Annotated in this window: 22 protein-coding genes and 1 pseudogene; 12 read left to right on the top strand and 11 right to left on the bottom strand. The window is 66.2% G+C overall.

From position 1 onward, the window contains the following. Positions 1-49 precede the first annotated feature (49 nt). Together ubiH and IPP28_08270 are read left to right on the top strand one after the other, a co-directional pair. Positions 50-1,234 (top strand): 2-octaprenyl-6-methoxyphenyl hydroxylase, encoded by a 1,185-nt coding sequence (gene ubiH, locus IPP28_08265; protein ID MBL0041021.1) that lies wholly within the window; start codon positions 50-52, stop codon positions 1,232-1,234. Further along, a pseudogene (locus IPP28_08270) lies at positions 1,234-2,431 on the top strand (FAD-dependent oxidoreductase). Before ubiH ends, IPP28_08270 begins: the two are co-directional and overlap by 1 nt. Before the next feature lies 1 nt (position 2,432). On the opposite strand, the gene IPP28_08275 reads toward IPP28_08270, so the two are convergent. After that, complete coding sequence (locus IPP28_08275; protein MBL0041022.1) at positions 2,433-3,608, bottom strand: ATP-binding protein; 1,176 nt, start codon at positions 3,606-3,608, stop codon at positions 2,433-2,435. A gap of 146 nt (positions 3,609-3,754) precedes the next feature. On the opposite strand from IPP28_08275, the gene IPP28_08280 reads away from it, so the two are divergent. Beyond that, complete coding sequence (locus IPP28_08280) at positions 3,755-5,851, top strand: molybdopterin-dependent oxidoreductase (GenBank protein MBL0041023.1); 2,097 nt, start codon at positions 3,755-3,757, stop codon at positions 5,849-5,851. Between the two features lie 61 nt (positions 5,852-5,912). Here IPP28_08280 and IPP28_08285 read toward each other — a convergent pair whose 3' ends face one another. The 3 genes from IPP28_08285 to IPP28_08295 form a co-directional block, all read right to left on the bottom strand. Further along, complete coding sequence (locus IPP28_08285) at positions 5,913-10,826, bottom strand: lamin tail domain-containing protein (protein ID MBL0041024.1); 4,914 nt, start codon at positions 10,824-10,826, stop codon at positions 5,913-5,915. A gap of 174 nt (positions 10,827-11,000) precedes the next feature. Further along, positions 11,001-11,966, bottom strand: a complete 966-nt coding sequence (locus tag IPP28_08290; GenBank protein MBL0041025.1) for a sensor domain-containing diguanylate cyclase — start codon at positions 11,964-11,966, stop codon at positions 11,001-11,003. Between the two features lie 69 nt (positions 11,967-12,035). After that, a complete protein-coding gene (locus IPP28_08295) occupies positions 12,036-12,884 on the bottom strand; it encodes a pirin family protein (protein ID MBL0041026.1) in 849 nt (282 codons plus the stop codon). 133 nt (positions 12,885-13,017) lie between these two features. Here IPP28_08295 and IPP28_08300 point away from each other — a divergent pair, with 133 nt between their 5' ends. Next, on the top strand, positions 13,018-13,458 hold the full coding sequence (locus IPP28_08300; protein ID MBL0041027.1) for a DMP19 family protein: 441 nt from the start codon (positions 13,018-13,020) through the stop codon (positions 13,456-13,458). 8 nt (positions 13,459-13,466) lie between these two features. Here the strand turns inward: IPP28_08300 and IPP28_08305 are convergent, their stop codons facing one another. The 5 genes from IPP28_08305 to IPP28_08325 form a co-directional block, all read right to left on the bottom strand. Continuing rightward, positions 13,467-14,006 (bottom strand): GspH/FimT family pseudopilin, encoded by a 540-nt coding sequence (locus IPP28_08305; GenBank protein MBL0041028.1) that lies wholly within the window; start codon positions 14,004-14,006, stop codon positions 13,467-13,469. A 93-nt stretch (positions 14,007-14,099) separates the two neighbouring features. Next, complete coding sequence (gene lpxH, locus IPP28_08310; protein ID MBL0041029.1) at positions 14,100-14,819, bottom strand: UDP-2,3-diacylglucosamine diphosphatase; 720 nt, start codon at positions 14,817-14,819, stop codon at positions 14,100-14,102. A gap of 52 nt (positions 14,820-14,871) precedes the next feature. Continuing rightward, positions 14,872-15,495: a peptidyl-prolyl cis-trans isomerase gene (locus tag IPP28_08315; protein ID MBL0041030.1), complete on the bottom strand. Its 624-nt coding sequence runs from the start codon at positions 15,493-15,495 to the stop codon at positions 14,872-14,874. Positions 15,496-15,520: 25 nt separating this feature from the next. Beyond that, on the bottom strand, positions 15,521-16,756 hold the full coding sequence (locus IPP28_08320) for a hypothetical protein (protein MBL0041031.1): 1,236 nt from the start codon (positions 16,754-16,756) through the stop codon (positions 15,521-15,523). Positions 16,757-16,819: 63 nt separating this feature from the next. Beyond that, entirely contained in the window at positions 16,820-18,625 is a 1,806-nt protein-coding gene (locus tag IPP28_08325) for an ABC transporter ATP-binding protein/permease (GenBank protein ID MBL0041032.1), read from the bottom strand. Between the two features lie 57 nt (positions 18,626-18,682). Here IPP28_08325 and IPP28_08330 point away from each other — a divergent pair, with 57 nt between their 5' ends. Continuing rightward, the gene (locus IPP28_08330; protein ID MBL0041033.1) at positions 18,683-19,108 is read left to right on the top strand and encodes a DUF4399 domain-containing protein; all 426 of its coding nucleotides are present in this window, start codon (positions 18,683-18,685) and stop codon (positions 19,106-19,108) included. A gap of 27 nt (positions 19,109-19,135) precedes the next feature. Here IPP28_08330 and aroB read toward each other — a convergent pair whose 3' ends face one another. Together aroB and aroK are read right to left on the bottom strand one after the other, a co-directional pair. Next, the gene (gene aroB, locus IPP28_08335) at positions 19,136-20,221 is read right to left on the bottom strand and encodes a 3-dehydroquinate synthase (GenBank protein MBL0041034.1); all 1,086 of its coding nucleotides are present in this window, start codon (positions 20,219-20,221) and stop codon (positions 19,136-19,138) included. Next, positions 20,218-20,760, bottom strand: coding sequence for a shikimate kinase AroK (aroK, locus tag IPP28_08340; protein ID MBL0041035.1), 543 nt, complete (start codon positions 20,758-20,760; stop codon positions 20,218-20,220). Before aroK ends, aroB begins: the two co-directional genes overlap by 4 nt. A gap of 46 nt (positions 20,761-20,806) precedes the next feature. Between aroK and xrtH the strand changes: the two genes are divergently transcribed. The 7 genes from xrtH (at position 20,807) to IPP28_08375 (ending at position 25,493) form a co-directional block, all read left to right on the top strand. Continuing rightward, positions 20,807-21,370 (top strand): exosortase H, encoded by a 564-nt coding sequence (gene xrtH / locus IPP28_08345; protein ID MBL0041036.1) that lies wholly within the window; start codon positions 20,807-20,809, stop codon positions 21,368-21,370. Between the two features lie 4 nt (positions 21,371-21,374). Beyond that, a complete protein-coding gene (locus IPP28_08350; protein MBL0041037.1) occupies positions 21,375-22,187 on the top strand; it encodes an NAD-dependent epimerase/dehydratase family protein in 813 nt (270 codons plus the stop codon). A 69-nt stretch (positions 22,188-22,256) separates the two neighbouring features. Beyond that, positions 22,257-22,466 carry a dodecin domain-containing protein gene (locus IPP28_08355; GenBank protein MBL0041038.1) on the top strand — a complete coding sequence of 70 codons (210 nt, stop codon included), beginning with the start codon at positions 22,257-22,259 and terminating at the stop codon, positions 22,464-22,466. A gap of 175 nt (positions 22,467-22,641) precedes the next feature. Beyond that, positions 22,642-23,331, top strand: a complete 690-nt coding sequence (locus tag IPP28_08360; protein MBL0041039.1) for a response regulator transcription factor — start codon at positions 22,642-22,644, stop codon at positions 23,329-23,331. Positions 23,332-23,387: 56 nt separating this feature from the next. Then, positions 23,388-23,975 carry a pyridoxamine 5'-phosphate oxidase gene (gene pdxH / locus IPP28_08365; protein ID MBL0041040.1) on the top strand — a complete coding sequence of 196 codons (588 nt, stop codon included), beginning with the start codon at positions 23,388-23,390 and terminating at the stop codon, positions 23,973-23,975. After that, a complete protein-coding gene (locus IPP28_08370) occupies positions 23,933-24,778 on the top strand; it encodes an ABC transporter substrate-binding protein (protein MBL0041041.1) in 846 nt (281 codons plus the stop codon). The genes pdxH and IPP28_08370 overlap by 43 nt, the downstream gene beginning before the upstream one ends. A gap of 19 nt (positions 24,779-24,797) precedes the next feature. Further along, positions 24,798-25,493: a VIT family protein gene (locus IPP28_08375; GenBank protein MBL0041042.1), complete on the top strand. Its 696-nt coding sequence runs from the start codon at positions 24,798-24,800 to the stop codon at positions 25,491-25,493. Positions 25,494-25,508: the final 15 nt, after the last annotated feature.

A 25,508-nucleotide genomic window follows, 5' to 3' on the forward strand; every position in this document is an offset into this window, starting at 1 on the left:
CATTCTAATCGACTGACGGGACGCCGGGGCAGCTCGCTATCATCGGCGGATGAAGGATCGGACCGGGCAGGACTTCGATGTCGTGATCGTCGGCGGCGGGCTCGTCGGCATGAGCCTGGCGCTGGCGCTCGATCGTGTCGACGGCTTGCGCGTGCTCGCAATCGAAGCGCAGGCGCCACCGACGCCGCAGGCGCCGCGCTGGGACGAGCGCCATTTCGCGCTCGGCCGGGCATCGACCCTGGCGCTGGACGCGCTTGGCGTGGCCTACGCGGCGGCGGGACAGCATCCGATCCGGCGCATCCACGTCAGTCGTCGCGGTGCGTTCGGACGCACCCTGCTCGATGCCGCAGCGCAGGGATTGCCCGCATTCGGCCAGATCGTGCCGGCGCGGCAACTGGCCGGCGCCCTCGACGACGCGATGGCCCGCACGACGCGCCTCGAACGCGGGCGACCCGCGCGCCTGCAGGACTTCACCGCGCATGACGATCACGTCGCGCTGAACCTGCGCGTCGGCGACGACGAGCGCCATCTGCGCACGCGCCTGCTGGTCGCCGCCGACGGTACCGACTCCGTCATCCGCAACCGCTTGAATATGCCGCTGCAGCGTCACGACTACGACCAGACGGCCATCGTCACCGCCATCGAAGTCGAGCGCGACCTCGATGGTTGCGCCTACGAACGCTTCACCGACAGCGGCCCGATTGCGCTGCTGCCGCTGGATCGCCGTCGTGCCGGTCTGGTGATGACACTGACGACCGAGCAAGCCATCGCCGCACTGGCGATGTCGGACGACGACTTCCTCGCCTTCGCCGAACACCGTTTCGGCACCCGGCTCGGGCATTGGCGCAAGGTCGGGCAACGCCAGCCTTGGCCGTTGAAGCTGCAGTTCGCCGAGCGCGTGGTCGATCGCCGTGTCGCCGTGATCGGCAATGCCGCGCAGACCATTCATCCGATCGGCGCGCAGGGCTTCAATCTCGGCCTGCGTGACGCGCTCGCGCTGGCCGATGTCGTCGCGGCCCATCGCGAGGACATCGGCTCGGTGCAGGCACTGGCCGACTACGCCGAACGCCGTCGCGACGACCGCGAACACACGGCGCGTTTCTCCGATGCGCTGGCGCGCTTCATGGCCAGCGACCTGCCGCTCGGACCGCTGCGCAGTCTGGCCTTGATGTCGGCCGAACACCTGCCGATCGTGCGCGATGCGCTGGTGAATTCGGCCATGGGATTCCGCTGATGAACGCAAGAAACCTGCTGGATGTGATCGTCGTCGGAGGCGGTGCGGTCGGTGCCAGCGCGGCCGCTGCGTTGGCGCAATCGGGGTTCGACGTCGCCCTGGTCGAACCCAATCCACCCGCCGCATCGACCGAAGATGCGCCACTTGATGCGCGCGTCATCGCGTTGTCGCCGGCCTCCGTGCGCTTTGTCGAACGCATCGGCGCATGGCCGCTGCCGGACGCGCGCGCCTTCGCCTATCGCGACATGGAAGTGCGCTCGGGCGACGAGGGGCTGCATTTCGGCCGCGAGCTCGTGGCCGAACCGACGCTCGGCTGGATCGTCGAGCTGCGTGCGTTGCAGGCGCGCCTGTTCGATGCAGCGCGATCCCGTGTGGCCGCTGCGCACGCGGCACGCGTCGTCGACTGCGAACGCGGCGAACGCGAGGCACGAATCGAACTCGACGACGGTACGCCTGCGCGCCCGCCTCGTGGTGTCGGCCGAAGGCGGGCGCTCGTCGTTGCGTGAATCAGCGGGTATCGCTGCGGATGTGCGCGATTACCAGAGCCGCGCCGTCGTCGCGCATCTGACGACCGAGCAGCCAAATCCCGGCATCGCCTTCCAGCGTTTTCTGAAAGGCGGGCCGCTGGCCTTTCTGCCGATCGGCGGCGGTCGTTCCAGTCTGGTGTGGACGCGCCCGGAACCTGAGGTCGAGGCCTTGCTCGCGCTCGACGATGCGGCCTTCTGTGATGCCGTATCTGAAGCCAGTGGCTTGCGCTTCGGACGCGTCGTCGCGGCAACGGTACGTTTCGCGTTTCCGTTGCGCCTGCAACTCGCCGAACGCTTCCACGCCGAACGCCTGGCCCTGCTTGGCGACACCGCCCACGTCGTGCATCCGCTCGCTGGCCTCGGTCTCAATCTCGGCCTGATCGACGCCGCCGCGCTGGTCGACGTGCTCGTCGACGCGCGTATGCGTGATCGCGACCTCGGCAGCCTTGCGACCCTGTCGCGCTTCGACAGCTGGCGCCGCTCCGACACCCACACCGCCGCCCGCGCCATCGACGCCATCGAACGCGGCTTCGGCGGTGACCTCGGCCGCGTTGGCCAATGGCTCTCCCGCGGCCTCGGCCTCGTTGACGCGCTCACGCCGGCCAAACGCTTCTTCGCCGCCGCGGCGTGTGGCGATATCGGGCGCGTGCCGAGGATGGCGCAACGGTGAGTCAGCGGCGCTGCAACGACTGAAGTCTGTTGATCGCATCCGCGAGATTCAGGGCCTGCACTTCGTTCGGCAACGGGAAGCTGCGTTGTTCGCCGTGCACGAACCAGCGTTGCGTGGCTTCGACATCGTCACCCGCGATATGGAATCCGCGCGATGGTTTGGTGCTGGCCGAACGCTTGATCTCGATGGCGATGCGTTCGCGCTTCAACGTGACGAGCAGATCGATTTCCGCGCCGTCCTGGGTACGGTAGAAGCTGCACTCGGCCATTGCGCCCGCGGCCGCCATCAGATGTTCGATCACGAATCCTTCGAAACTGCCGCCGATCACCGGGTGAGCCAGCAATTCCGGTGTGGTCGCAATGCCGAGCAATGCATGCACGATGCCGCTGTCGCGGACGTAGACCTTCGGCGACTTGCGCAATCGCTTGCCGATGTTTCGCGAATGGGCAGGCAGGCGCCGAATCAGAAACAAGTCGCACAACAGATCCAGGTAACGCGTGATGCTCTGGGCCGAAACATCCAGGTTGCGTGCCAGTTGTGCCGCATTGAATTCGGCGCCTTGCAGATGTGCGAGCATGGTCCAGAAGCGTCGCAAAGTTTCGCGCGGCAGACGTGGTGCGAACATCGGGATGTCCCGATGCAAGTAGCTCTGAACGAACTGCTCGCGCCAGACCAGGCTGTGCTCGTCGCTGGTTGCGAGAAACGATTCCGGGAATCCGCCGCGCAGCCAGAGCTGGGCTTGCGTGTCGGCGCCGGTTTCGGTCAGCGTGAACGGCGCCAGTTCGACGACTTCCAGTCGTCCCGCGAGTGACTCCGAAGCGCTTTGCAACAGATCCAGCGATGCCGAACCGAGAACCAGAAACTGGCCACTGCGATGCCCCTGGCGACGGCGCTCGTCGACCGCCACGCGCAGCGACTGGAACAGCGCTGGCACAAAATGCACTTCGTCGAACACCGTCAGGCCTGGCCCCAAACTTGCCAACAAGGCATCCGGATCAGTCAGCGCGGCTCGGTCCGACACGCGCTCGAGATCGAAGAAGCGCGCATCGGGCACATTCCGATCCAGCGCCAATTGTCGCGCCAAGGTGGTTTTTCCGACCTGACGCGGGCCGACCAAAGCAACTACAGGCGCTCTGTCGAGAGCGGCGAGCAGCAGATCGAGGCGGCGAACGAGCATTATTCCTGTAAATCCGGGTTCACATGGATGATATGCAGGGTATTGGAGCGCCGACACATTGTCCACTGTGCCAGCCGCGAATGCGAGCCGGCGGGTGCTTGCTAGGCTACTTCGTCACATGACCAGACATCGCGAGCATGGCGCCCATGAACGGAAACGTCTCGATCCACCACCGCGCCTGCCCGCTCTGCGAAGCGATCTGCGGCTTGCAGTTGAAGTATGTCGATGGCGTGTTGACGTCGATCCGTGGCGATGACGCGGACGCGTTCAGTCGTGGACATCTCTGTCCGAAGGGTGTGGCGATTCTCGACCTGGAGAATGATCCGGATCGGGTGCGTGGGCCGATGCGCCAGGTCGATGGCGTCTGGCACGCGGCGACGTGGGACGAGGCGTTCGCGGAGATCGGGCAACGGTTGCATGCGATCCAGGCTGCGCATGGGCGCGATGCGGTGGCGGTGTATCTCGGCAATCCGAACGTGCATCATTTTTCGCTGATGGCCTATGTGCCGCAGCTGCTGCGTGCCATCGGCTCGCGCAACCAGTTCAGTGCGTCCTCGGTCGACCAGTGGCCGCATCAGCTCGTGAATTGGCAGATGTACGGGCATCAGTGGCTGCTGCCGATTCCCGATCTCGACCGGCTTGACGTGCTGCTGATGCTCGGCGCCAATCCGGTCGCATCGAACGGCAGCCTGATGACGGCGCCGGACGTGACCGTGCGGCTGAAGGCGATCCGCGACCGTGGTGCCTTGATCGTGGTCGATCCGCGCCGCAGCGAGACCGCCGAGATCGCGACGGCGCATCATCCGATCCGTCCCGGCAGCGACGTCTGGTTCCTGATCGCGCTGCTGCAGGCATTGGTGCGACTCGGTGCGCCGCGGCTGGATGCGTATGCGGGCCAGCTCAACGGGTTCGATGTCGCGATGGCGCGCGTGCAGGCGGTGCGGATCGACGATCTGCCGCAGCGCACCGGCATCACGTGGGCGCAGGTCGACGCCATCGCAGCGCAGTTGCATGGCGCCACGAACGCCTGCGTGTACGGACGCATGGGCGTGTCGACGCAGCGCTTCGGCACGGTCGCGCAGTACCTGATCCAGCTGATGAATATCTACCTCGGCCAACTCGATCGCGCCGGCGGTTGTCTTCCGAACGCGGCCATCGTGCCGGTCACCGGGCCGGGCACGTCGAAAGGGTCGCGCGGACGCTGGTCATCGCGCGTGCGCGGCCTGCCGGAAGTCTGCGGCGAATTGCCGGTGGCGGTGCTGCGCGAGGAGATCGAGACGCCGGGTGCGGGGCAGGTGCGCGCCTTGCTGACCGTCGCCGGCAATCCGGTGGCGTCGACTCCGAACGGCGCCGCGCTCGATCGCGCACTCGGCACGCTCGACTTCCAGGTCGCGATCGATCCCTACCTCAATGAAACGACCCGCCACGCCGACTGGATCTTGCCGCCGCCGTCCTTCCTCGCGGAGGACCACTACGACCTCTACTTCAACGCCTTCGCGATCCGTCGCGTCGCGCGCCTGAGCACGCCGACGCAGCCGCTGCCCGAGGGCGCGTTGGCGCAATGGCAGATCCTCGATGGCGTCGTGCGCGGCCTGCGCGAGGCGCGCGGCGAACCGCACACGCCGTTCCTGCCGCCGCGCGAGGTGCTCGCGATGCTGCTCGCGCGTGGCGGCAGCGGCCTCACGATCGACGACCTGCTCGCCGCGCCGCACGGCCTCGATCTCGGCCCGCTTGAACCCTCGCTGCTGCGTCGACTCGAAACTGCGAGCGGCGGCATCGAATGCGCGCCGCCCTTGCTGCTCGACTTGTTCGATGCAGCGGTGAATGAAGACGCGCCCGCCGACGAGACCTTCGATCTGAGCCTGATCGGACGTCGCCACGTGCGCAGCAACAACTCGTGGATGCACAACGCGCATCGGCTGGTGAAGGGCAAGCCACGCCATCAATTGCTGATGCACCCGGATGACCTGGCCAGCCGCGGCATCGCCGGCGGTGCGCGGGTGCGCCTGCGCTCGCGCGTCGGCAGTGTCGACGTCGATGTGCTCGCCAGCGACGCGATGATGCCGGGCGTGGTCTCGCTGCCGCATGGCTTCGGCCATCGCCGCGATGGCGTACAACTCGGCCTTGCCGGCGTGCTGGAGGGCGTCAGCGCCAACGATCTTACCGACGAGACCTGGCTCGACAGCGCGACCGGCAATGCCGCACTGAATGGCGTGCCGGTGCGGATCGATCGCATCGACTGATGCCGCAAAAGAAACGGCCCGCACGAGGCGGGCCGTTGCAGTGCGGGTCGATCCGCGAGGCTTATTCGAAGCCGTCGCGGAAGAACAGTTCACCATCGTTCGGGTAGGCATCGCAGACATCGCCGATCCCGTCGCCGTCGCTGTCGGCCTGATCGGCATTGACGACCAGCGGACAATTGTCGGCGTTGTTCAAGTCGCCATCGCCATCGATGTCCGGATCGCAGGCATCACCGACGCCGTCGTTATCCATGTCGGCCTGATCGTTGTTTGCCGCTGCCGGACAGTTGTCGAGCATGCCGCAGACCGTGTCGCTGTCGCCGTTCAGGACCGGATTGGCGAGGCAGTTGAAGTCCAGATAGGCCACGACGCCGTCATGGTCGGAGGCGCGGATCGGCGACACCGGGCCGGTGGGTGCCGGCAACTGGCGATTGGTCTGATCCGATGCGGCGTTGTTCGAGATGCCGTAGTCGGTGCTCAGGTAATAGCCTTGGGCCGAGCGTGCCAGCAGGATGTGGTCGATGACCTGCACCGAGGCCACGTCGCGCTGGTCCGATCCCTGGACGATGCCGAAGTTCTGCGTGAACTTGTAGGACATGCGCTCGCCTTCCGGCACCGCAAGACCCGAATTGAACAGCGGCGGGGCGACGATGTTGGCGCCGAGGTTGCAGGTTTCCGTGCCTTGACCGTCGCTGAGCACGGCATTGCACTCGTTCGCGGCGTCGTTGTACGTGCCGGCGATCACGCCGATCACGTCAGCATGGCCATCGGTGTATTCGAAGGCGTTGTAGTCGCCGACCAGCACCAGCGGAATGCCCGCCGTGCCCATGCCGTTGAACGGCCCGGCACTGGTCTGGAATTGCTGGACCAGGGTCCCGACATCCTTCGCCTGCTGGAAGCGCTTGGCGCGGTCGCGGTTGCCGGCCACGGTGTCGAGATCGACATTGCCGATCGACTTGGTGTGGTTGTTCAGCACCGCGAACGCATAGGGGCCGTTCGGGCCGTTGAACGTGGCACGCAACAGCAGCGGCGGACGGTCATGCAGGCCTTCGCACGGATAGACCGCCGGCAGGGTGCAGGTGACCACCGGGTCGTACCAGTTCTTGGTCTTGTAGAACTGCTCGACGCTGGCATTGGAGATGCGGCTGCTGTTGATCATGAAGCCGACATCGATGCCGCCCGGGTCGTTGCCCTCGACCAGGAACGACTGATAGTTCGGGCCGCCATCGGCAGCAATCTGGCGAGCCAACTCCTCCAACGTCGTGACTTCATCGACTTCCTGCAGGCCCAGCACGTCCGGTGACTTCAGCACGTTGATCACGTAGGACGACACCTTGCGCAGCTTGTCGCTGTAGGTGAACGCGCCGGCACCCGAGATCGGCGTGTCGCGAACGCAATCGCTGTCGCCGTCGGTGGTGTTGTCATTGTCGCCATCGTCGTCGCCCGGCGGGTCGTCGTTGTCGGTCGGCAACGGCGAGTTCGGGTCGTCGCACAGATGCTGCGTATTGAACGAGCCCACGGTCAGTTCGTTGCCGCCCACGGGCGCCATCACGGCTTCCGGCACCGGCTGGGTGAAGGCCGGCGTGTACTGGGTCGGATAGAACTCGTAGTCGCCGAAGGAGAAGCCGATCACGCCGGTCGCGGCGAAGGTGCTCCCCGCGGTCAGTTCGGTATTGGTGGCGAGGCCAGCCTCGTCGAAGTCGATTTCGATGACTTCCGGGTTGCCGTCCCAGTTGCCCGCGGCTGCATTGCCTGCTTCCGGCGCGAGGCCGAACAGCAAGCCCGATTCGCGGCGCGAACGTGCGCCCCAGGGCGTGACATACGCTTCGGCGTAGAAGTCGCTGGCACGACGCTGGTTCGACGCGGAGATGATCGCCGACGGCATCGACACCAGCATGCCCTCGAAGCATTCGAAGTTGGTGTCGGCATTGTTGAGCGTGCCAGGACCGGAGCCCGGGCAGCTCAAGCTGGCCGGATTGCGCGACGGAATGCCGCTGGCTGCGCTCCAGTCCACGGCGGTCGGGAGTGCCGCCGTGCCGGTGATCGTGACACTGCCGCCTGCCACATTGGTCGCGATCTGGGTCTGCGAAAAGCGTTCCTGGGCCTGGCCGATGACCGTGACCACATCACCGATCGCCACCGTCGGTGCCGTGCTTGTGAACACGAGGATGCCTTCCGAGGTCAGCGCGCTCGCATCGGCATCGGCATTGCTGGACTGCATGAAGAAGCCGTTCTGATCGGCCGGCGATCCATCGATGCCCACAACCTTGGTCACCGCCGTGACGACGGCGCCGACTACGCGAACCTGCACGCCGCCGACGATGGTGGCGTCGTTCGGATTCGGGTCCGCCACGATCGGCGAGAACGCACCGCTGCCCTGGATCTGGTGGATGCGATAGGTTTGCAGGTCGTCGTCGACGATCGTGCCGAGGCCCTGGCCATCGGCGATGGTTGCGCCCGCCGGGTTCGACAGGTTCACGAAGAAGCTTTCGTCCTGCTCGACTGCCGTTTCGCCGGTCACGTTGACGGTGATCGTGCGCGTCAGGTTGGCGGCGTCGAAACTCAGCGAGCCCGAGGCGGCGGTGAAGTCGGTGCCGGCGCTGGCCGAGCCGTTCGCGGTCGCATAGTCGACCGTGACCGAGCCGCTGGACGGTGCGACGTTCATGCTCACCGTGAACACGAACGCGGTCGTGCCGGAGTTGCCTTCGGACAGCGCGACGTCATTGATGCTGAGGCTCGGCTGGTCGTCGTTCTGGATCGTGCCGACCGCCGCCGGATTGCCCGGGAAGGTGGTGTTCTGGCCCGAGCCGGCGCTGATGTTGACGTTGAAGGTTTCGTCGGCTTCGACCGTGGTGTCGCCATTGATCGTGACCACGAAGGTGGCCGAAGACGCGCCTTCGGCGATCGACTTCACTTCGTTCAGCGCGACGTAGTCGCTGCCCGCGGTGGCCGATCCATCGGCAGTGGCGAGCGTGAACGCGACCGGGCCGTAACCCGTCGGCACCGCCTGGTTCAGCGACGCGGTGAAGCTCATCGTATTGCCGGCATTGCCTTCGGCCTGCGAGACCGGGGCGATGCTCAAGCTCAGGTTGACGTCGTCATTGGTGATGGTGCCGGTGGCGCTGGCCGGGGCACCGACGGTGTACGCCGCGTCGGCGTTGATCGTGACGGTCACGCTCTCGTTGCTCTCGACCGCGAAATCGCAGTTCACGATGGCGTTGACGGTCGTCGCATTGGCCGCTGCCGCAATCGTCGCGGTGCCGGCGCCGAGCGTGACATCGCTGCCGTCGGCGGTGTCGCCGCCGGCGCCGACCGTGTAATGCACGGTCAGGCCGCCGGGACCGGCCGCCTGCGTGCTGTTGACGGTGAAGGCAAGATTGCTGGTGCACGCGCCATTGCCTTCGGCGACGCTGTTGCCGCCGACGATGGTCAGGGTCGGCAGCGCGGAATCGTCGTCGGTGACGTTGACGGTGACATCGGTCTGCGCAATGCCGGTGGCGGTGAATTGCAGCGTGGTCGACTCGTTGCTGGCGTCGGCGTCCTGTTCTGCGGCCACGGTGACCGACTGCGGCGTTGCGTAGTCAGCCGGGGTGAACGTGCGCGAAGCCGGCGTGACACTGGCGGCGCCGGCATCGAGCGAGGCGACGTTGACGGTCACGTCGGCGGCGGGCTGGAAGGCGAGGCTGACGTTGAGCGAACTGCCGAAGCCTTCGTTCAAGTTCAACGAGGCCGGGGCGACCACAATGGCCTGGGTGTCGTCGTCCGTGACATTGGCGGTGACGTTGGCTGTGGTGTATCCGGCCGAACCGATCGAGACGGTCGCCGTTTCGTTGGCGAGGTCGAGATCGGCGACGCCGCTGACAGTGACGGTCTGCGGCGTACCGAAGTTGCCGGTGTCGAAGGTCAGTGTCGCGGGCGACGTGGTGGCGGCGCCGGTGTCGTTCGAGGCGACGTTGAACACGGTGCTGCCGGCCGGTGCGCCGGACAGGGTGACGTCGAAGGTGGTCGAACCGCCTTCGCCCAGGTTGACCGAGCCGGCAGTGACCTGGATGGTCGGTGCCGCATCGTCATTGGTGATGGTGCCGGTACCGGTGATCGGGCTACCGAGGTCGTAGGCCGGATTCGCCACGTCGGTCAACGTGACCGTGAACGTCTCATCGGCCTCGAAGGTGTCGTCGCAAGTGATCTGGACGGTGGCATTGCCGGTCGTGTTGCCGGTCGTGATCGTGCCGGTGCCGGTGGTCGTGAAGTCGCTGCCCGAAGTGGCCGTGCCATTCGTCGTCGAGAACGTGAACCCGATGTCGCTCGCAGCAGCAGCCGAACTCGTCACCTGGAAATTCAGCGCCGTCGTGCCACCCACACACCCCGTATTGCCCTCGGCCACCGAGGCGGTGGCGGCGATGGAGAGCGTCGGTGCAGCGGTACAGGGTGTTGCGGCGGACGCTGTGTTTCTTGGGGTCGGAGTGCTTGTTGCGAAGTCCGCGGTATTCGAGTCCGAGTCCGTACATCCGTCGGCCGCACGAAGGGCGCTGAGCGAGACGGAGCCTGCAGGGGCAGTAGCTGCGCCCTCGAAGTAGTTGGCCGTGCCGAATCCCACAAGATCCAAAAACAGCGCGGTTTGCGCGCCGCTACAGGGTGTGGAACCACCATTACAAGCGATAGCCGTTGTCGAATTGGCGAGCAATACCTTTCCACCGGCGCCAGCCATTGCGGTGCCGTTAGTGAAATCTGGTGTTGGCAGCACAGACCCGTTGGCGCCAGTTGCACCCATTCGTACTAGGACGCGCTGACCCGGAGCGATCGATCCTGACAGCGTAGTGGCAACCGCGAAGTTGCCTGTTCCTGCCGCTGATGCATACTGAATTGTTAGGCCAGCCAAGGATTGAGAGGAAGAGCTGCGATTGAAGATCTCGACGAAATCCGCGTGATACGTAGCCCCCACAGACCCGCCATTTGAATAGACTTGGCCAATCGCCAAGTTTCCTGCGGCTTGCGCAGAAACAGACAACAGCACTCCCGACGTCGCGAGAAGTGCCGATCCGAAGAACTTGTTCATGATTACCCCTAACCTGCGGAACTGATACAACGGAACAGGCAGCCTACCAGCGCCGTGTTCCCGGCGCATGACACGGCGCGGCAACGGAAGGTCACATCAGCGGTGGGCGGCTTTGCGGGCGGTCTTGTCGGCGTACATCGCGGCATCGGCGCGGCTGAGCGCGTCGGTCAGGCCGCGATGCGGCTTGCGTTCCGCACAGCCGAGCGACGACGCCACGCCGGCCTGCGCCAGCGCATCGCGCAGGCGTTCGGCGATGCTGCCGGCTTCGGCGAGCGCACAGCCGGGGAGCAGGACCACGAACTCGTCGCCGCCGGTGCGGGCCAGGTGCGCGTCCGTCCGAAGATGTTCGCGCAACGTGTGTGCGGCGCGCTGGATCAGCGCATCGCCGGCGGCATGGCCACGTTGATCGTTCACCGGCTTCAGCCCGTCCAGGTCGAAGGCGATCACCGACAGCCGCTGCCCGACATCGCGACAGCGGTCTTCTTCGCGCGCGCAGAACAGATCAAAGGCACGGCGGTTGCCGATGCCGGTCAGGGCATCGGTCATCGCGCTGGCCTCGTGCTGCACGGCGAGGCGCCAGGCCGTCTCGCGCTCCAGGTCGAACTGCAGGATGGTCGACAACTGCCGCGACAGCAGTTCAATCATCGGCTGCTGTTCCAGCAGTGCCGGATCCTGCGACTGCGGATCGAAGCCGCACAGCGTGCCGAACAGCGCGCCGTCGGCGCGCTGCAGCGGAAAGCTCACGTAGGTATTGATCGGGACCAGCTGGCGGATCGGTGCATCGCGATAGCCGTCGGCGGCATCGACCACCGGCGCAATGCTTGGTGCGCGACCGGCGACCATGCGCGAGCACAGCGTTTCCGCGTAGACCATCGAATCGCCGGGCTTGAGCTGGTAGCCGTTGGCGTCGCTCGGATGCAGCACGATCATGCTCGCGCCCTCGGCGCGGTTGACGCTCCAGACCGCCAGCGGGATGCGCGCATTCAGAAACGCGACCACCGCGCGCGATGCGGTCGCGAAGTCCGGGTAAGGCGGCAGCGGATGGGCCGGATGCAGGCTCATGCCGCCGAGAATAGCCGAGCGCCACCGCGGCGCGACCCGACCTTGGACAGGTCGGGCGCGCCGCACGAGTCAGAAGCGACCGCTGCGGAAATCGTCGAAGGCCTGGCGGATCTCGTCGGGCGTGTTCATCACGAACGGGCCGTAGGCGGCGATCGGTTCGCCGATCGGCTTGCCGGTGATGACCAGCACGCGCGCATCGGTCTCGGCCGAAAGTTCGATGCGCTCGCCGGCACCCAGCATTACCAGTTCGCGCTCGCGCAGCGGACGAATCTGCGACCCGACCTGGGTCAGCCCCGACACCCCCTGCACGAAAGCGGTGTGGCCGGCAGGCGAGACCCACGCAAAGCGCGCGCCCTGCGGCAACTGCACATCAAGGTAATGCGGCTCGGTCGGGCGATCCGCGACCGGACCGATCGTGTCCTCGAAGCGACCGGCGATCACCCGCACGCGCACCCCGGAATCGAGCCTGGCCTCGGGGATGCGTTCGGCTTCGATGTCCTGGTAACCGGGCGTGCCCATCTTCATCGCCGAGGGCAGGTTGATCCAGAGCTGGTAGCCCCAGAGCATGCCGTTTTCCTGCTGCGGCATTTCCTCGTGCACGATGCCGCGTGCCGCCGTCATCCATTGCACGCTGCCGGGGCCGAGATCGCCCTGGTTGCCCTGGTTGTCGCGATGGCGCATGCGGCCGTCGATCATGTAGGTCACGGTCTCGAAGCCGCGATGCGGATGCGGCGGAAACCCCGCGATGTAGTCCTGGGCCTGGTCCGAGCGGAACTCGTCGAGCATCAGGAACGGATCGGCCTGACGGGCAAGTTGCGGATCGAGCAGGCGGGTCAGCTTCACGCCGGCGCCGTCCTCGGCGGCACGGCCGGGGAACCAGTGGGCGATTTCGCGGATGCGGGAAACGGTGGTGTTCATGGCAGCTCCTTGTTGCAGCCAATCTGCGCCCGCCGGCGCCGACGCGCAATCGCGGACGCGGGCAAGGCCGGCTTGCAGGGCTGCATGACACGAAGGGCTTCCGCTACGCTGGCCGCGGGGAATTCGGGGCGACATGGACAAGAATCGCTATCTCGGCGAGTTGGCGGAACATCCCGGTGCGCGCTTCTGGCGTGCGCCGTTCGATGAGCTGTCGCGTCCCGAACAGGTGTTCCGCTGCGTCTGGGAGCTCGAATCCGACGTCAGCGGCGGCGGTTTCGAGCAATATTTCGCGAATTCCGGCGGCGACCATGCCTGGTTCGCCGGTGACGCCCTGCGCGAGATCGGCGCGAAACAACTGGCGGCGATTACCGCCGAAGCGGTGGCACTGTTCGGTGCCGAAGCGCCGGACATCGAGCGCCCGGTCCGGCACGACCAGATCGCCCACCTCGAACGCCCGGTGCACGAGTACTGGGAAGCGCTGAGCGAGGCGTTTTGCGAATACCCGGATGATCTGACCGAACTGCTGTACGACTACGTGTGCGCACACCGCGAGGCGTTTCCGACCGGCGACTGAGCCCGCGGTCAGATCCGGCAGGCGGCGGCGATGGCGGTCGCACTCGGCCGGTCTTCGCGCAGGTCGCCACGGTTGTTCATCACCAGCGCCGTGGCACGGGTCGGGCCACGCGCATCGCAGAAGGTGAAGGTGGCATTGCTGCCGGCGTTCGAACCGTTCGGCTGGAACTGGATGCGCTTGCGGCCGCTGCTGGTGAGCAAGCGCACGTCCTTGATTTCGTCGCGATAGAGCAGGCGCCGGTCGGCGTCATCGATGCGCTCGTTGTTGTTCAGGTCGATCGCGGCGATGAAGCCGCGCTGCCATTCGAAACTGTCGGCACAGGATTCGCCATCGAGGCTCGGGCAGAGAATCGTGTCGTGCTCGTAGAACGCGGCCGCATTGCGCGATTCGGTCAAGGCAGCGAGCAGGGCATTGCGCAGGCTGAGCGTCTGCGCGGCCGCGCGGGCCGAGGCATAGGACGGCAGGGCGATGCCGGCGAGGATGGCGACGAGCGCGACGGCGATCATCAGTTCGATCAGGGTGAATCCGGTGCTGCGGGCGTGGGTCATGGGGTGTCTCCTCCGTGACCGACAGCGTGCGCTCGGGCCGCACCGGCCATCCCGGGTGCGACACCGGAATGCGGCTGCGAAATTTCGGATTCTTCAGGCCGGCAGCGGCAAGGTCGCCAGCCTGAGGCCGTGGGGGTCGATGCGCAGCACGGAGCCGTGTTCGTACCAGTCGCCGAGCACGATGCGTTGTCGCTGATCGCCCAGTTCATGCACGGCCGGACGATGCGTATGGCCGTGGATCATGCGGCGGACGCCGGTCGCGTCGAGCGCCGCTTCGACCGCACTGGCGGTGACATCCATGATCGCGAGGTCCATCGCGCCGGTGTGTTTCGCACTCTCCGCGCGGGCCTGTGCCGCGAATGCGCGTCGCGCCGCCAGCGGTTGCGCGAGGAATTGCCGTTGCCAGTCCGGATGGCGCAATTGGACGCGGATGCGCTGGTAGGCGACGTCATCGAGGCAGAGCGTGTCGCCGTGCAGCAGCAGGGTCGGCGTGCCATGCAGATCGACGACGCTGGATTCGGGCAGCAGCGTCATGCCGGCACGCTGCGCGAACGCCGGCCGGACCAGGAAGTCGCGATTGCCATGCACGAAGGACACCGACACGCCGGCATCGGCGACCTCGCTCAGCGCGTCGGCGACCGTCGCAATCAGCGGCGCGTCATCGTCATCGCCGATATAGGCCTCGAACAAGTCGCCGAGGATGTACAGCGCGTCGGCCTGCTTCGCTTCGCGGCGCAGCCAGTCGCGGAACAATGCCGTGACTGCCGGGCGGCGGTCGTCGAGGTGCAGGTCGGAGATGAACAGCGTGGACATCGGTCATCCGGCGCTCGCGGGTGCGAAGGGGATTCGCACCCGCGAAGAAAGACTACGGCAGGATTTCCGCGCTATTGATGACCACGGCCGACACCGGCACGTCGCTGGGCAGCGGACCCTTCGGGCCGGTCGCGACACCCTTGATGGCGTCGACCACGTCCATGCCCGAGATCACCTTGCCGAACACTGCATAGCCCCACGTGTAGCCGTTTTCCTTGCTGACATGGTTGAGGTTCGGGTTGTCGACGACATTGATGAAGAACTGCGCGGCCGCCGAATGCGGGTCCATGGTGCGCGCCATCGCGACCGAGCCACGCACGTTCGACAGGCCGTTGTCGGCTTCGTTCTGCACCGGCGCACGCGTCGCCTTCTGCGACATGTCGGCGGTGAAGCCGCCGCCCTGGATCATGAAGGTCGGGATCACGCGGTGGAACACGGTGCCGTCGTAGTGCTTGTCCTTGACGTACTGCAGGAAGTTCTCGACCGTCTTCGGTGCCTTGGCGGCATCGAGTTCGATCACGATCTGGCCCATGTTGGTGTTGAGGCGCACCTTGGTCGGCGCGGCGGTGGCGGTCGCGGCAGGTGCCGGCTTGGCGTCGGGCTTGGCCGCGTTCTGTGCCGTGGCAGCGAAGCTGGTGGCGACAAGGGCGAGCGAGATCAGTGCACTGCGGAACATCGGTGTCTCCTGGAACGGGGTGGGCTCAGACCGCGCGTGCGCGCAGTCGTTCAATCAGGACGCGGCGGTCGCTGATCGGCTGGCCGCCATCCTGCACGGCGAAACCGATCGCGGCGTACGCGTTCACGAAATCGATCACTTCGCCGACCGAGGCGCCGGAGCCGTCGGCAATCTCCTGCAGCGAGGCCGGACCTTTCATCATCGCGGTGCCGATGCGGAAATGCTTCGGGAATTCGCGTTCGATCTGCGGCCACTTGACCAGCTTGTATTTCGCATTCAGATCGAAGCCGGGCAGCAGGGTCGTGCCATTCGAAGTACCGATCACGTACAGCCACAGCAAGCGCGACAGCGGCAGCCCGGCGTTCATCGCGCGCAGCTTTTCGATTTCGGCGGCGGGTACCGGCTTCCATTCGCTGCTCGCGATGGTGCCGAGGCAGTAGGGCAGCAACGGTTTCAAGGTCAGCCCGCCGTAGTAGCGGTCGGCGGCGGCATCGACGATCAGCGGCGGCTGGCCGTCACGTTCGAGCTTGCGCGCATCGGCCATGTTCTCCGGCAGGCAGTAGTCGGCCAGGGGCAGCGCCTGCACGGCTGCCGGGGCTGGTGCAGGTGCCGGCGCGGGTGCCGGTGCCGCCACCGGCGGCGGGGTGGCCGCGGTGATGGCCGGTTGCTGTCCGGTCACGCGCCGGGGCAGCAACGATGGTGCACTGATGCCGCCGGCGCTCGGTGCGGGCGTTGCTGCGGCAACCGGAGCGGGTGTCGGCGCTGCAACGGCGGCAGGTGGTGCGACCGGAGTGGGCGCTGCGACTGGCGCAGGGGCCGCTGCGGTGACGGCCGGTTGTTGTCCGGTGATGCGTTTCGGCATGACCGCTGCGGCGGCCGCGGCCGGTGTTGCAGCAGACGCGACCGGTGCAGGCGCCGACTCCGGATCCGCTGCGGCCGCCATGGCCGCACCGCCGGCTGCACGGAGCAGGCTGGCCTTCAGGCCGCCGACACCGATCGGGCGGTGCAGCACATTGTCCTGTTCGTGGCCGTTGGAGGCGGTCAGGCAGATCACGTTGCGACCCGACGACTGCGCCCGCAACCAATCCATGTGCCCGTACAACGAATCGGCGTCGATGATCAGCGCGTCCGCGGCATTGCTGTCGGCGATCCATTCCCAGTTCGCGCCGGCATCACCCCGCAGCGAACTCATCATCGACTTGATCTGTTCGAGCTCCGCCGCAGCGACACTCATCGCCGCGATCCGCATAGTCTTGGCCATCATCCATCCCGAGGTTTGCGCCCGGAAACGGCCGCAAGGGCGGCGATTTTGGCACAGCTTCGGTCAGTCCGTGCCTGCGCCGGTCGCGTGCGCGTCGGCCTGCATCCGCCACAACTCGGCGTAGCGACCATTGCGGGCGAGCAGATCGGCATGATGCCCGGACTCGACCAGGCGGCCGCCATCGAGCACCAGGATGCGGTCGGCGTCGACGATGGTCGAGAGCCGATGCGCGATGATCAGCGTCGTGCGGTTGCGCGCGACCTCGTCGAGTTGGGCCTGGATCAGCCGTTCCGTGCCGGTATCCAGTGCTGACGTGGCCTCGTCGAGGATCAGCAGTGGCGGATTCTTGAGCAGTGTGCGCGCAATCGCCACCCGCTGCTTCTCGCCGCCAGACAGCTTCAGCCCGCGTTCGCCCACTTGCGATTCGAAGCCGTCCGGCAGGCGTTCGATCAGGTCGAGGATTTGTGCCCCGCGCGCGGCGGCAATCACCTCGTCGCGCGTCGCGCCTGGGCGGCCGTAGGCGATGTTGAAATAAATCGTGTCGTTGAAGAGCACGGTGTCCTGCGGAACGATGCCGATGGCGGCGCGCAGCGACCCTTGGGTGACCGCACGCAGGTCCTGCCCGTTGATCGTGATGCGGCCGCTGTCAACGTCGTAGAAGCGGTACAGCAGGCGCGCCAGCGTCGATTTGCCGGCACCGGTCGCGCCGACCACGGCCACGGTCTGCCCGGCCGGAACCTCGAAACTCAGGTCCTGCAGGATGGCGCGACGCGGGTCGTAGCCGAAGCCGACGTGTTCGAAGCGAACCGAGGCGCTGCCCGGCACCAGCGGCTTCGCGTCGGCTGCGTCCTGCACGTCGCGCGACTCCGCCAGCAGCGCGAACATGCGCTCGATATTGGTCAGCGCCTGCTTGACCTCGCGGTAGACCATGCCGAGATAGTTCAGCGGCATCGACAGCTGCAGCAGGAAGGCATTGACCAGCACCAGGTCGCCGATGCTCATGTGGCCCGCGACCACACCGGCGGCCGCGCGCCAGACCAGCAGCGACAGGCCGATCGCGACGATCGAACTCTGGCCGATGTTGAGCAGCGCCAGTGTCTTGAGACTGCGCACGCGCGCATTTTCCAGAGTCTGCAAGCCATGGTCGTAGCGGTCGGCCTCGAAGCCCTCGTTGTTGAAATACTTGACGGTTTCGTAGTTCAGCAGGGAGTCGACCGCGCGCGCGTTGGCATTCGTGTCGGCCTCGTTCATGGCCTTGTAATAGCGGATGCGCCACTCGGTGACCGCGAAGGTGAAGGCGACATAGAGGGTCAGCGTGCCGAGCGTGATCCACGCGAACGACGCATCGAAACTCCTCACCAGGATGATGCAGACGACGGTGATCTCGATCAGCGTCGGCAGGATCGTGTAGACGGTCCAGTCGAGCAGGTCCGAGACCGCACCCATGCCGCGTTCCAGGTCGCGCGAGATGCCGCCGGTGCGGCGTTCCAGATGGAAGCGCAGTGACAAGGCATGGAGGTGTTCGAACACCGCCAGCGTGATCGAGCGAGCCGTGCGCGCCATGACCCGCGCGAACACGATCTGGCGCAGTTCGGTGAACAGGGTGGATGCGAGCCGCAACGCGCCATAGGTCGCGAGCAGCAACACCGGCACGGTCAGCGGCGCGAGCTTCGGATCGAGTGCGTCGACGATCTGCTTGAGCAGCAGCGAGACACTGATCGTCGCTGCCTTCGCGCCAATCAGGAACACCATCGCGACGATGATCCGCAGCCTGAAGCGCCACACGTAGGGCCACAGTGCCCGCAACGTGGCGAAGCCGCCCTCGGGCGGCGCAGTGGCGGATTGCAGCGGATGCGGGATCGCGGACATCGTGGGCTCGTGACAGAGTTGGGACTATGATGACCGCGTCACCATCGACTGGAGATGATCATGCGTTTGCTGCTTTCAAGTCTGGTCCTGCTGTCGGCGACCGCCTTCGCGGACGACGCGCCTGCACCCACGCCGGCCCCGGCCGGCGCCAGCGCCTACATCATTGCCCCGGCCGATGGTGCGACGGTGAAAGGCGAGGTGACCGTGCGTTTCGGCCTGCGTGGCATGGGCGTCGCCCCCGCCGGCATCGCCCAGGCGAATACCGGGCATCATCACCTGCTGATCGACGTCGACACCCTGCCCAAGGCCGGCGAGGCCATCCCCAACGATGCCCAGCATCGCCATTTCGGCGGCGGCCAGACCGAAGTCGCGCTGACGCTCGCGCCCGGCAAACACACGCTGCGCCTGCTGCTCGGCGATCACCTGCATCGGCCGCATGATCCGCCGGTGATGTCGGAACCGGTCACGATTACGGTCGAGTGAGCCCGAGCGCACGCTCCGCTTGCAGGCTCAACCGGCCCCGCCCGCTCTCAGGGTTTCCAGGATCTTCGCATCCGGCACCGACGCGATGATCTCGGCGCGACCGATGCCGCGCCACAGAATCAATCGCAACTGGCCGCTGACGGCCTTCTTGTCGAGGCGCATCGCATCGAGCAGCTTGTCGGCGGGATAGCCGTGCGGAATGCGCGTCGGCAGTCCGAGCCGGACCAGCAAGTCATTCAGGCGATCCAGATCGGCGCTGCTGGCCATGCCGATTCGTGCCGAAAGTTCCGCCGCCAGCACCATGCCGACTGCGACGGCCTCGCCATGATTGAGTCCGCGGTATTCACCCAGGGTCTCGATGGCGTGGCCGAACGTGTGTCCGAAGTTCAGCAGTGCCCGCTCGCCATCCTCGCGTTCGTCGCGCGCGACCACGCCGGCCTTGTGGCGCACGCTGCGCTCGATCGCTTCGACGGTACTGTCTGATTTCAGCATCAGCAGTGCTTCGGCGTGATGTTCGAGCCAGCCGAAAAAGGCGTGGTCGCCGATCGCGCCGTACTTCACCACTTCGGCGAATCCCGCACGCAGCTCGCGCTTGGGCAGGGTGGCCAGCACGGCGGGATCGATCAGCACGGCGCGCGGCTGATGGAAGGCGCCGACCAGGTTCTTGCCCTGCGCCAGGTTCACCGCGGTCTTGCCGCCGACCGAGGAATCGACCATGGCCAGCAAGGTCGTCGGAATCTGCACGAAGGGCACGCCGCGCATCCACAGCGCCGCCGCGAACCCGGTGAGGTCGCCGATCACGCCACCGCCCAGCGCGATGAGTGTGGCATCGCGGCTGGCTCCGATCTTCGCCAGCGCGGAGAAAACCCGATCGGCATTGACGAGCGATTTCTGCACTTCGCCATCGGGCAGCACCAGGCTCGCCAGGCTGCGCGCCGACAGTGCCTGACGCACGCGATCGAGCGCGAGTGGCGCGACCACCTCGTTGCTCACGACCAGCACGTGGCGACCCGCCACCGTGGCCTTGATCGCCTCGGGATCGTCGAGCAGGCCGGGGGCAATCGTGACCGGATAACTGCGCGCGCCGAGTTGCACGTCGACGACCCGCTTCATGCCGCGACTCCCGCGCGCTGCCACTGCATTTCCAGGCGCGCGGCGATCTGGCGCGCCGCCTGCGCGACCGCTGAATTCGAACCGGTGACGGTCATGTCGGCGATCTCCTCGTACAGCGGATTGCGCAATTGCGCCATGGCTTCCAGGCGCTCGCGTCGGTCCGGTGCCCGCAGCAGCGGACGCTTGGCATCACGGGCCAGTCGCGTGAGTTGCTGCGGCACGCTGGCCGACAGGTAGAGCACGTAACCGTGGGCATGAAGCAGGCTGCGGTTGGATTCCGCGAGCACCGCGCCGCCGCCGGTGGCGAGCACCACGCCATCGCGATGCGTCAGTTCCTCGATCAGGCGTGATTCGCGCTGCCGGAATCCGGTTTCGCCCTCGAGTTCGAAGATCAACGCGACGCTGACGCCGTTGCGGCGTTCGATCTCTTCGTCGAGGTCGACGAAGGGCAGGGCGAAATGGGCGGCGAGACGCCGGCCGATCGTGCTCTTGCCTGCGCCCATCGGCCCGATCAGGAACAGATTCGGCGAAGGATTCATGTCGGGATGCTAGCATCGGCGACTTCGATTCCTTCGCGTTCCCGGCATGCTGCGCTTCTCGATCCTGTTCCTCGTTCTGCTCCTCGTCCTGTTCACGCTGGAAGTGCTGGGTCCGGTCGAAAAGCACGTCATCCTGCCGTTCACCGAAAGCCTGGCGACGTTCTCGACCTGGCTGATCCGCCTGTTCGATGATTCGGTGAAAACCTACGGCAATGTCATCCAGAGCACCTCGGTGGCCTGGGGCGTGTCGATTGAACGCGGTTGCAACGGCGTCGAGGCGGTGATCATCCTGTTCGCTGCGATCTTCGCGTTCCCGGCACCTTGGCGACATCGATTCGTCGGCTTCGGTCTCGGTTTCCTCGCGATCCAGAGCCTGAATATCGTGCGGATCGTCAGCCTGTTCTACCTCGGCGAATGGGAAACCGCGAAGTGCTTGCCCGGGCAGGAATGCCATCGCCTGTGGTTCGACTGGTTTCATCTCTACCTGTGGCAGGCACTGATCATCCTCGACGCCCTCGTGGTCTGGCTGATCTGGCTGCGCTACCTGCCGCGTCCCGAGCGTCGCGACCGCCCGCCGCCGTCGGCGCCGATGACGCCGGCCGTGGCCTGAATCGATGTCCCTGCCGCGCGTGCTGATCGCCGGCAGCGGCGATCTGGGGCGCCGGATCGCGGCCCGCCTGCGCGAGGCCGGTGCATCCGTGGTGTCGATCGCACGGCGTCCGCGTCCGGACGAACCCGACCTGATCGCGCTCGACCTGACCCAGCCCGTCGCGGTTCGGCTGCCCGATGCCTTCGACGTGCTGGTGCACTGTCTGGCGCCCGCAATCCGCGACGAGGCCGCCTATCGGGCGGTCTATGTCGATGCCCTGCGTCATTTGCTCGATGCCGTTCCCGGCGCGCGCCGACTGGTTTTCGTCTCCAGCACGGCGGTGTATGGCGACCACGGCGGCGCCCGGGTCGACGAGTCGGCCGAGTGCCGTCCGCGCGAGTTCAATGGCCGCGTCCTGCTGGAGGCTGAGGGGCTGGCCCGGTCCTGTGGTCGCGACGCCCTGGTGCTGCGCCTTGGCGGACTCTACGGCCCCGGGCGCGAGATGTTGCTGCGGCGGGTGCGTTCCGGCGAGCCGCTGCCGGTGTCGGAGCCACCGCTGTACAGCAACCGCATCCATGTCGACGACGCCGCCGCAGCCGCAAGCCATCTGATCACGCAGTCGGCTGCCGGCACCTTCAACCTGGTCGACGATTGCAACGCGCCGCAGCCCGACGTGCTGGACTGGCTGGCCGACCGTCTGCAATGGCCGCGTCTGGCTCGCGTCGCGGGACCGGTTCCGGCGGAGAACAAGCGGGTCGACAACGGTCGCCTGCGCGGCACCGGATTCCGCTTCGACTATCCCGACTACCTCACCGGTTACGACGCGCTGTTGCGGTGACATCGGCGCGAACACAGGGGGTAGACTCGACAGGTGCATCCGCACAATCCCATCACGGCGAGGAATCCCATGGCGACCAATATCGCGAAAGTCATCGAAGTCACCGCATCGTCCAGCAAGGGTATCGAGGATGCCGTCCAGTCCGGCCTGAAAAAGGTCGCGAAGACGGTCAAGGGCATCAAGGGTGCATGGGTCAGCGACATCAAGGTCGTGACCGGCGACGACGGCAAGGTCGTCGAGTGGCGCGTCAACCTGCGCATCAGTTTCCTGGTCGAATGAGGTCCACGGCCGACGACGCGGACGTCGCTGTTCGCGTCATCGGCCGTGTTGCGCGGCTTTTCATTCCGGCGCGCCTGACTTATTGTTGCGGCAGGTTCGCAACAGTTGTTTGCGACAGATGCCGCCCAGTCGCGGACAAGGAACAGGAATGGCCAACGAAGCCGTAGTAGTAGGACTGCTGGAAGACGACCGCGATCAGGCCGATCTGTATCGCGCCTGGCTCGAACAGGCCGGTTTTCTGGTGCGCGCCTACGCCGAAGTGAAGGATTTCCGGCGCCGGCTCGGTGCGGAATCGATCGATTTGCTGCTGCTCGACTGGAACCTCGGCGAAGGTTCCGGGCTGGATCTGCTGGAGTGGTTGCGCCAGTCGGCGCATGCCCGTCTGCCGGTGATCTTCCTGACCGCGCGCACGGCCGAAGAAGACATCGTCTCCGGATTGAAGGCGGGCGCCGATGATTACGTCGTCAAGCCGGCCAAGGCCTCGGAGCTGATCGCGCGCATCCAGACCGTCCTGCGCCGCAGTGGCGTCGCCAACACGCCGACGGGCGGTGGCGGTGGCTGGGTCGAGGAAGTCCTGCCCTACAAGTTCGACCTCGACAAGCGCTCGGTCAGCCTGAATGGCGAATTGATCGACCTCACCGACCGCGAATTCGATCTCGCTTCCTACCTGTTCCGTCGTCATGGCCGCATCGTCAGTCGTGCCGCGCTGCTGGAAAACGTCTGGAACCTTGGCGGTGACGTGAACACGCGCACCGTCGACACCCACGTCAGCCGTCTGCGCAAGAAGATGCTGCTGACCGGCGAGAGCGGCTGGATGCTGAGCGCCGTCTACCAGCACGGTTACCGCCTCGAACCGGCGAAGTGATGCCCTTGTCCTGATCGGCCGGATCGCCTCGGCACTCCGGCATTGGAGTGCCGATGATGTTGTCCGACGAATTGCTGTCCACCTTCCAGCGCCTGATGGCCGAAGCCGAGGCCGCGGGTGAGTCCGATGCGAATGCGATGAACCTGGCGACGACGCAGTCCGACGGCCGCGTGTCGTCGCGCATCGTGCTGCTGAAAGGACTGGATTCGCGGGGTTTCACGTTTTACACGAATCTCGACAGCGACAAGGGCCGACAACTGCGGGCGCATCCGCGCGCGGCACTGTGTTTCCACTGGAAGCGACTCCGCGACGGCGTGCAGGTCCGCGTCGAAGGTCAGGTCGAACCGGTGACCGACGAGGCCGCAGACGCCTATTTCGCGACGCGTCCCCGCGAGAGCCAGCTCGGCGCCTGGGCGTCCTTGCAGTCGCAGACCTTGCCCGACCGCGCCACCTTCGAGCAACGATTTGCCGAAGTCGAACAGCGTTACGCGAACGCACCGGTGCCGCGGCCGCCGCATTGGTCGGGCCGCTGCGTCAGGCCCGACCTGATCGAGTTCTGGTTCGGCGTGCGCTTCCGGCTGCACGAGCGGCATCGCCACGAATGGCGCGACGGCGCCTGGCATTACCGACTGCTGTATCCGTGACCGTTCGATATCCCGAGCGCATCGTCTGCCTGACCGAGGAACCGACCGAGGTGCTCTATGCCCTCGGCGAACAGGACCGCATCGTCGGCATTTCCGGCTTCACGGTGCGGCCGCCGCGTGCGCGGCGCGAGAAACCGAAGGTATCGGCGTTCCTGAGCGCGAAGATCGAACGCATCCTCGACCTCAAGCCGGACCTCGCGATCGGATTCTCCGATATCCAGGCCGATATCGCGCAGGCCCTGATCAAGGCCGGCATCGAAGTCTGGATCAGCAACCATCGCTCGGTCGAAGGCATTCGCGCCTACATCCTGCGCCTCGGTGCGATGGTGGGCGCGGTGGACAAGGCGCGCGCCTATCTCGCCGACATCGATGCCGGCATCGAACGTATCCGTGCCCAGACCGCGGCTTGGCCGAAGCGGCCGCGCGTGTATGTCGAGGAATGGGACGAGCCGCGGATCAGCGGCATCCAGTGGGTGGCCGAACTGGTACGGATTGCCGGAGGCGACGACATTTTTCCCGAGCTGGCCGCGGAACCGCTGGCTCGGCAGCGCATTCTCGCCAACGACGACGAGATCCTCCGGCGGGCACCGGAACTGGTGCTCGGCTCCTGGTGTGGCAAGAAGTTTCGACCCGATCTCGTGGCCGCGCGCCCCGGCTGGGCCGATGTGCCCGCGGTGCGATCCGGCGCACTGGTCGAAATCAAGTCGCCACTCATCCTGCAACCGGGTCCGGCGGCATTGACCGATGGCCTGTACGCGGTGCACGAGGCAATCGCCCGCGTCGCGATGTGCGAGCATCGGTGACGTTGATCAGGAGTACGCAATGCGCAGCAAGCATGTCGAACGTCATCGCACCGATCGCATTGGCTGGCTGCGCGCCGCAGTCCTCGGCGCCAACGACGGCATCGTGTCCACGGCGAGTCTGGTCGTCGGCGTCGCCAGTGCCGGTGGTTCGATGCGCGAAGTGATGGTCGCGGGAACCGCGGGCCTGGTGGCCGGCGCGATGTCGATGGCCGCTGGCGAATACGTCTCGGTCAGTTCGCAGGCCGATACCGAGCGGGCCGATCTCGAACGTGAGCGCCAGGAACTCGCGACCGATGATGTTCACGAGCGCGTCGAACTGGCCGGCATTTACCAGCAGCGCGGTCTGGACCCGGAATTGGCGAAACAGGTGGCCGATCAGTTGATGGCGCACGATGCGCTGGGTGCCCATGCGCGCGACGAACTCGGGATTTCCGAGATGGCGACGGCGCGCCCGGTACAGGCGGCATTCGCTTCCGCGCTGACCTTTGCCGTGGGCGCTGCGCTGCCGCTGCTGCCCGTCGTGCTGGGGCCGGATCGCGTGTCGGTCGCCGCCGTCTCGGCAATCTCCATGGTGTGCCTGGGTGGACTCGGTGCGCTTGCCGGCATTGCGGGCGGCGCCAAGCCGTGGGTAGGCACGGTGCGCGTCATGGGCTGGGGAGCACTCGCGATGGGTGTCACCGCGGCGGCCGGACTGCTGTTCGGCGCCAGCGGCTGATCCCGCCGGGGGATT

The sequence above is a fragment of the Lysobacterales bacterium genome, assembly GCA_016721845.1.
In the GTDB taxonomy this organism is placed as follows: Bacteria; Pseudomonadota; Gammaproteobacteria; order Xanthomonadales; family Ahniellaceae; genus JADKHK01.

Coding starts and splice junctions, on each gene's coding strand:
- ubiH (MBL0041021.1), top strand. CDS start 50: ATGAAGGATCGGACCGGGCAGGACTTCGATGTCGTGATCGTCGGCGGC.
- IPP28_08275 (MBL0041022.1), bottom strand. CDS start 3,608: ATGCTCGTTCGCCGCCTCGATCTGCTGCTCGCCGCTCTCGACAGAGCG.
- IPP28_08280 (MBL0041023.1), top strand. CDS start 3,755: ATGAACGGAAACGTCTCGATCCACCACCGCGCCTGCCCGCTCTGCGAA.
- IPP28_08290 (MBL0041025.1), bottom strand. CDS start 11,966: ATGAGCCTGCATCCGGCCCATCCGCTGCCGCCTTACCCGGACTTCGCG.
- IPP28_08295 (MBL0041026.1), bottom strand. CDS start 12,884: ATGAACACCACCGTTTCCCGCATCCGCGAAATCGCCCACTGGTTCCCC.
- IPP28_08300 (MBL0041027.1), top strand. CDS start 13,018: ATGGACAAGAATCGCTATCTCGGCGAGTTGGCGGAACATCCCGGTGCG.
- IPP28_08305 (MBL0041028.1), bottom strand. CDS start 14,006: ATGACCCACGCCCGCAGCACCGGATTCACCCTGATCGAACTGATGATC.
- lpxH (MBL0041029.1), bottom strand. CDS start 14,819: ATGTCCACGCTGTTCATCTCCGACCTGCACCTCGACGACCGCCGCCCG.
- IPP28_08315 (MBL0041030.1), bottom strand. CDS start 15,495: ATGTTCCGCAGTGCACTGATCTCGCTCGCCCTTGTCGCCACCAGCTTC.
- IPP28_08320 (MBL0041031.1), bottom strand. CDS start 16,756: ATGGCCAAGACTATGCGGATCGCGGCGATGAGTGTCGCTGCGGCGGAG.
- IPP28_08325 (MBL0041032.1), bottom strand. CDS start 18,625: ATGTCCGCGATCCCGCATCCGCTGCAATCCGCCACTGCGCCGCCCGAG.
- aroB (MBL0041034.1), bottom strand. CDS start 20,221: ATGAAGCGGGTCGTCGACGTGCAACTCGGCGCGCGCAGTTATCCGGTC.
- aroK (MBL0041035.1), bottom strand. CDS start 20,760: ATGAATCCTTCGCCGAATCTGTTCCTGATCGGGCCGATGGGCGCAGGC.
- xrtH (MBL0041036.1), top strand. CDS start 20,807: ATGCTGCGCTTCTCGATCCTGTTCCTCGTTCTGCTCCTCGTCCTGTTC.
- IPP28_08350 (MBL0041037.1), top strand. CDS start 21,375: ATGTCCCTGCCGCGCGTGCTGATCGCCGGCAGCGGCGATCTGGGGCGC.
- IPP28_08355 (MBL0041038.1), top strand. CDS start 22,257: ATGGCGACCAATATCGCGAAAGTCATCGAAGTCACCGCATCGTCCAGC.
- pdxH (MBL0041040.1), top strand. CDS start 23,388: ATGTTGTCCGACGAATTGCTGTCCACCTTCCAGCGCCTGATGGCCGAA.
- IPP28_08370 (MBL0041041.1), top strand. CDS start 23,933: ATGGCGCGACGGCGCCTGGCATTACCGACTGCTGTATCCGTGACCGTT.
- IPP28_08375 (MBL0041042.1), top strand. CDS start 24,798: ATGCGCAGCAAGCATGTCGAACGTCATCGCACCGATCGCATTGGCTGG.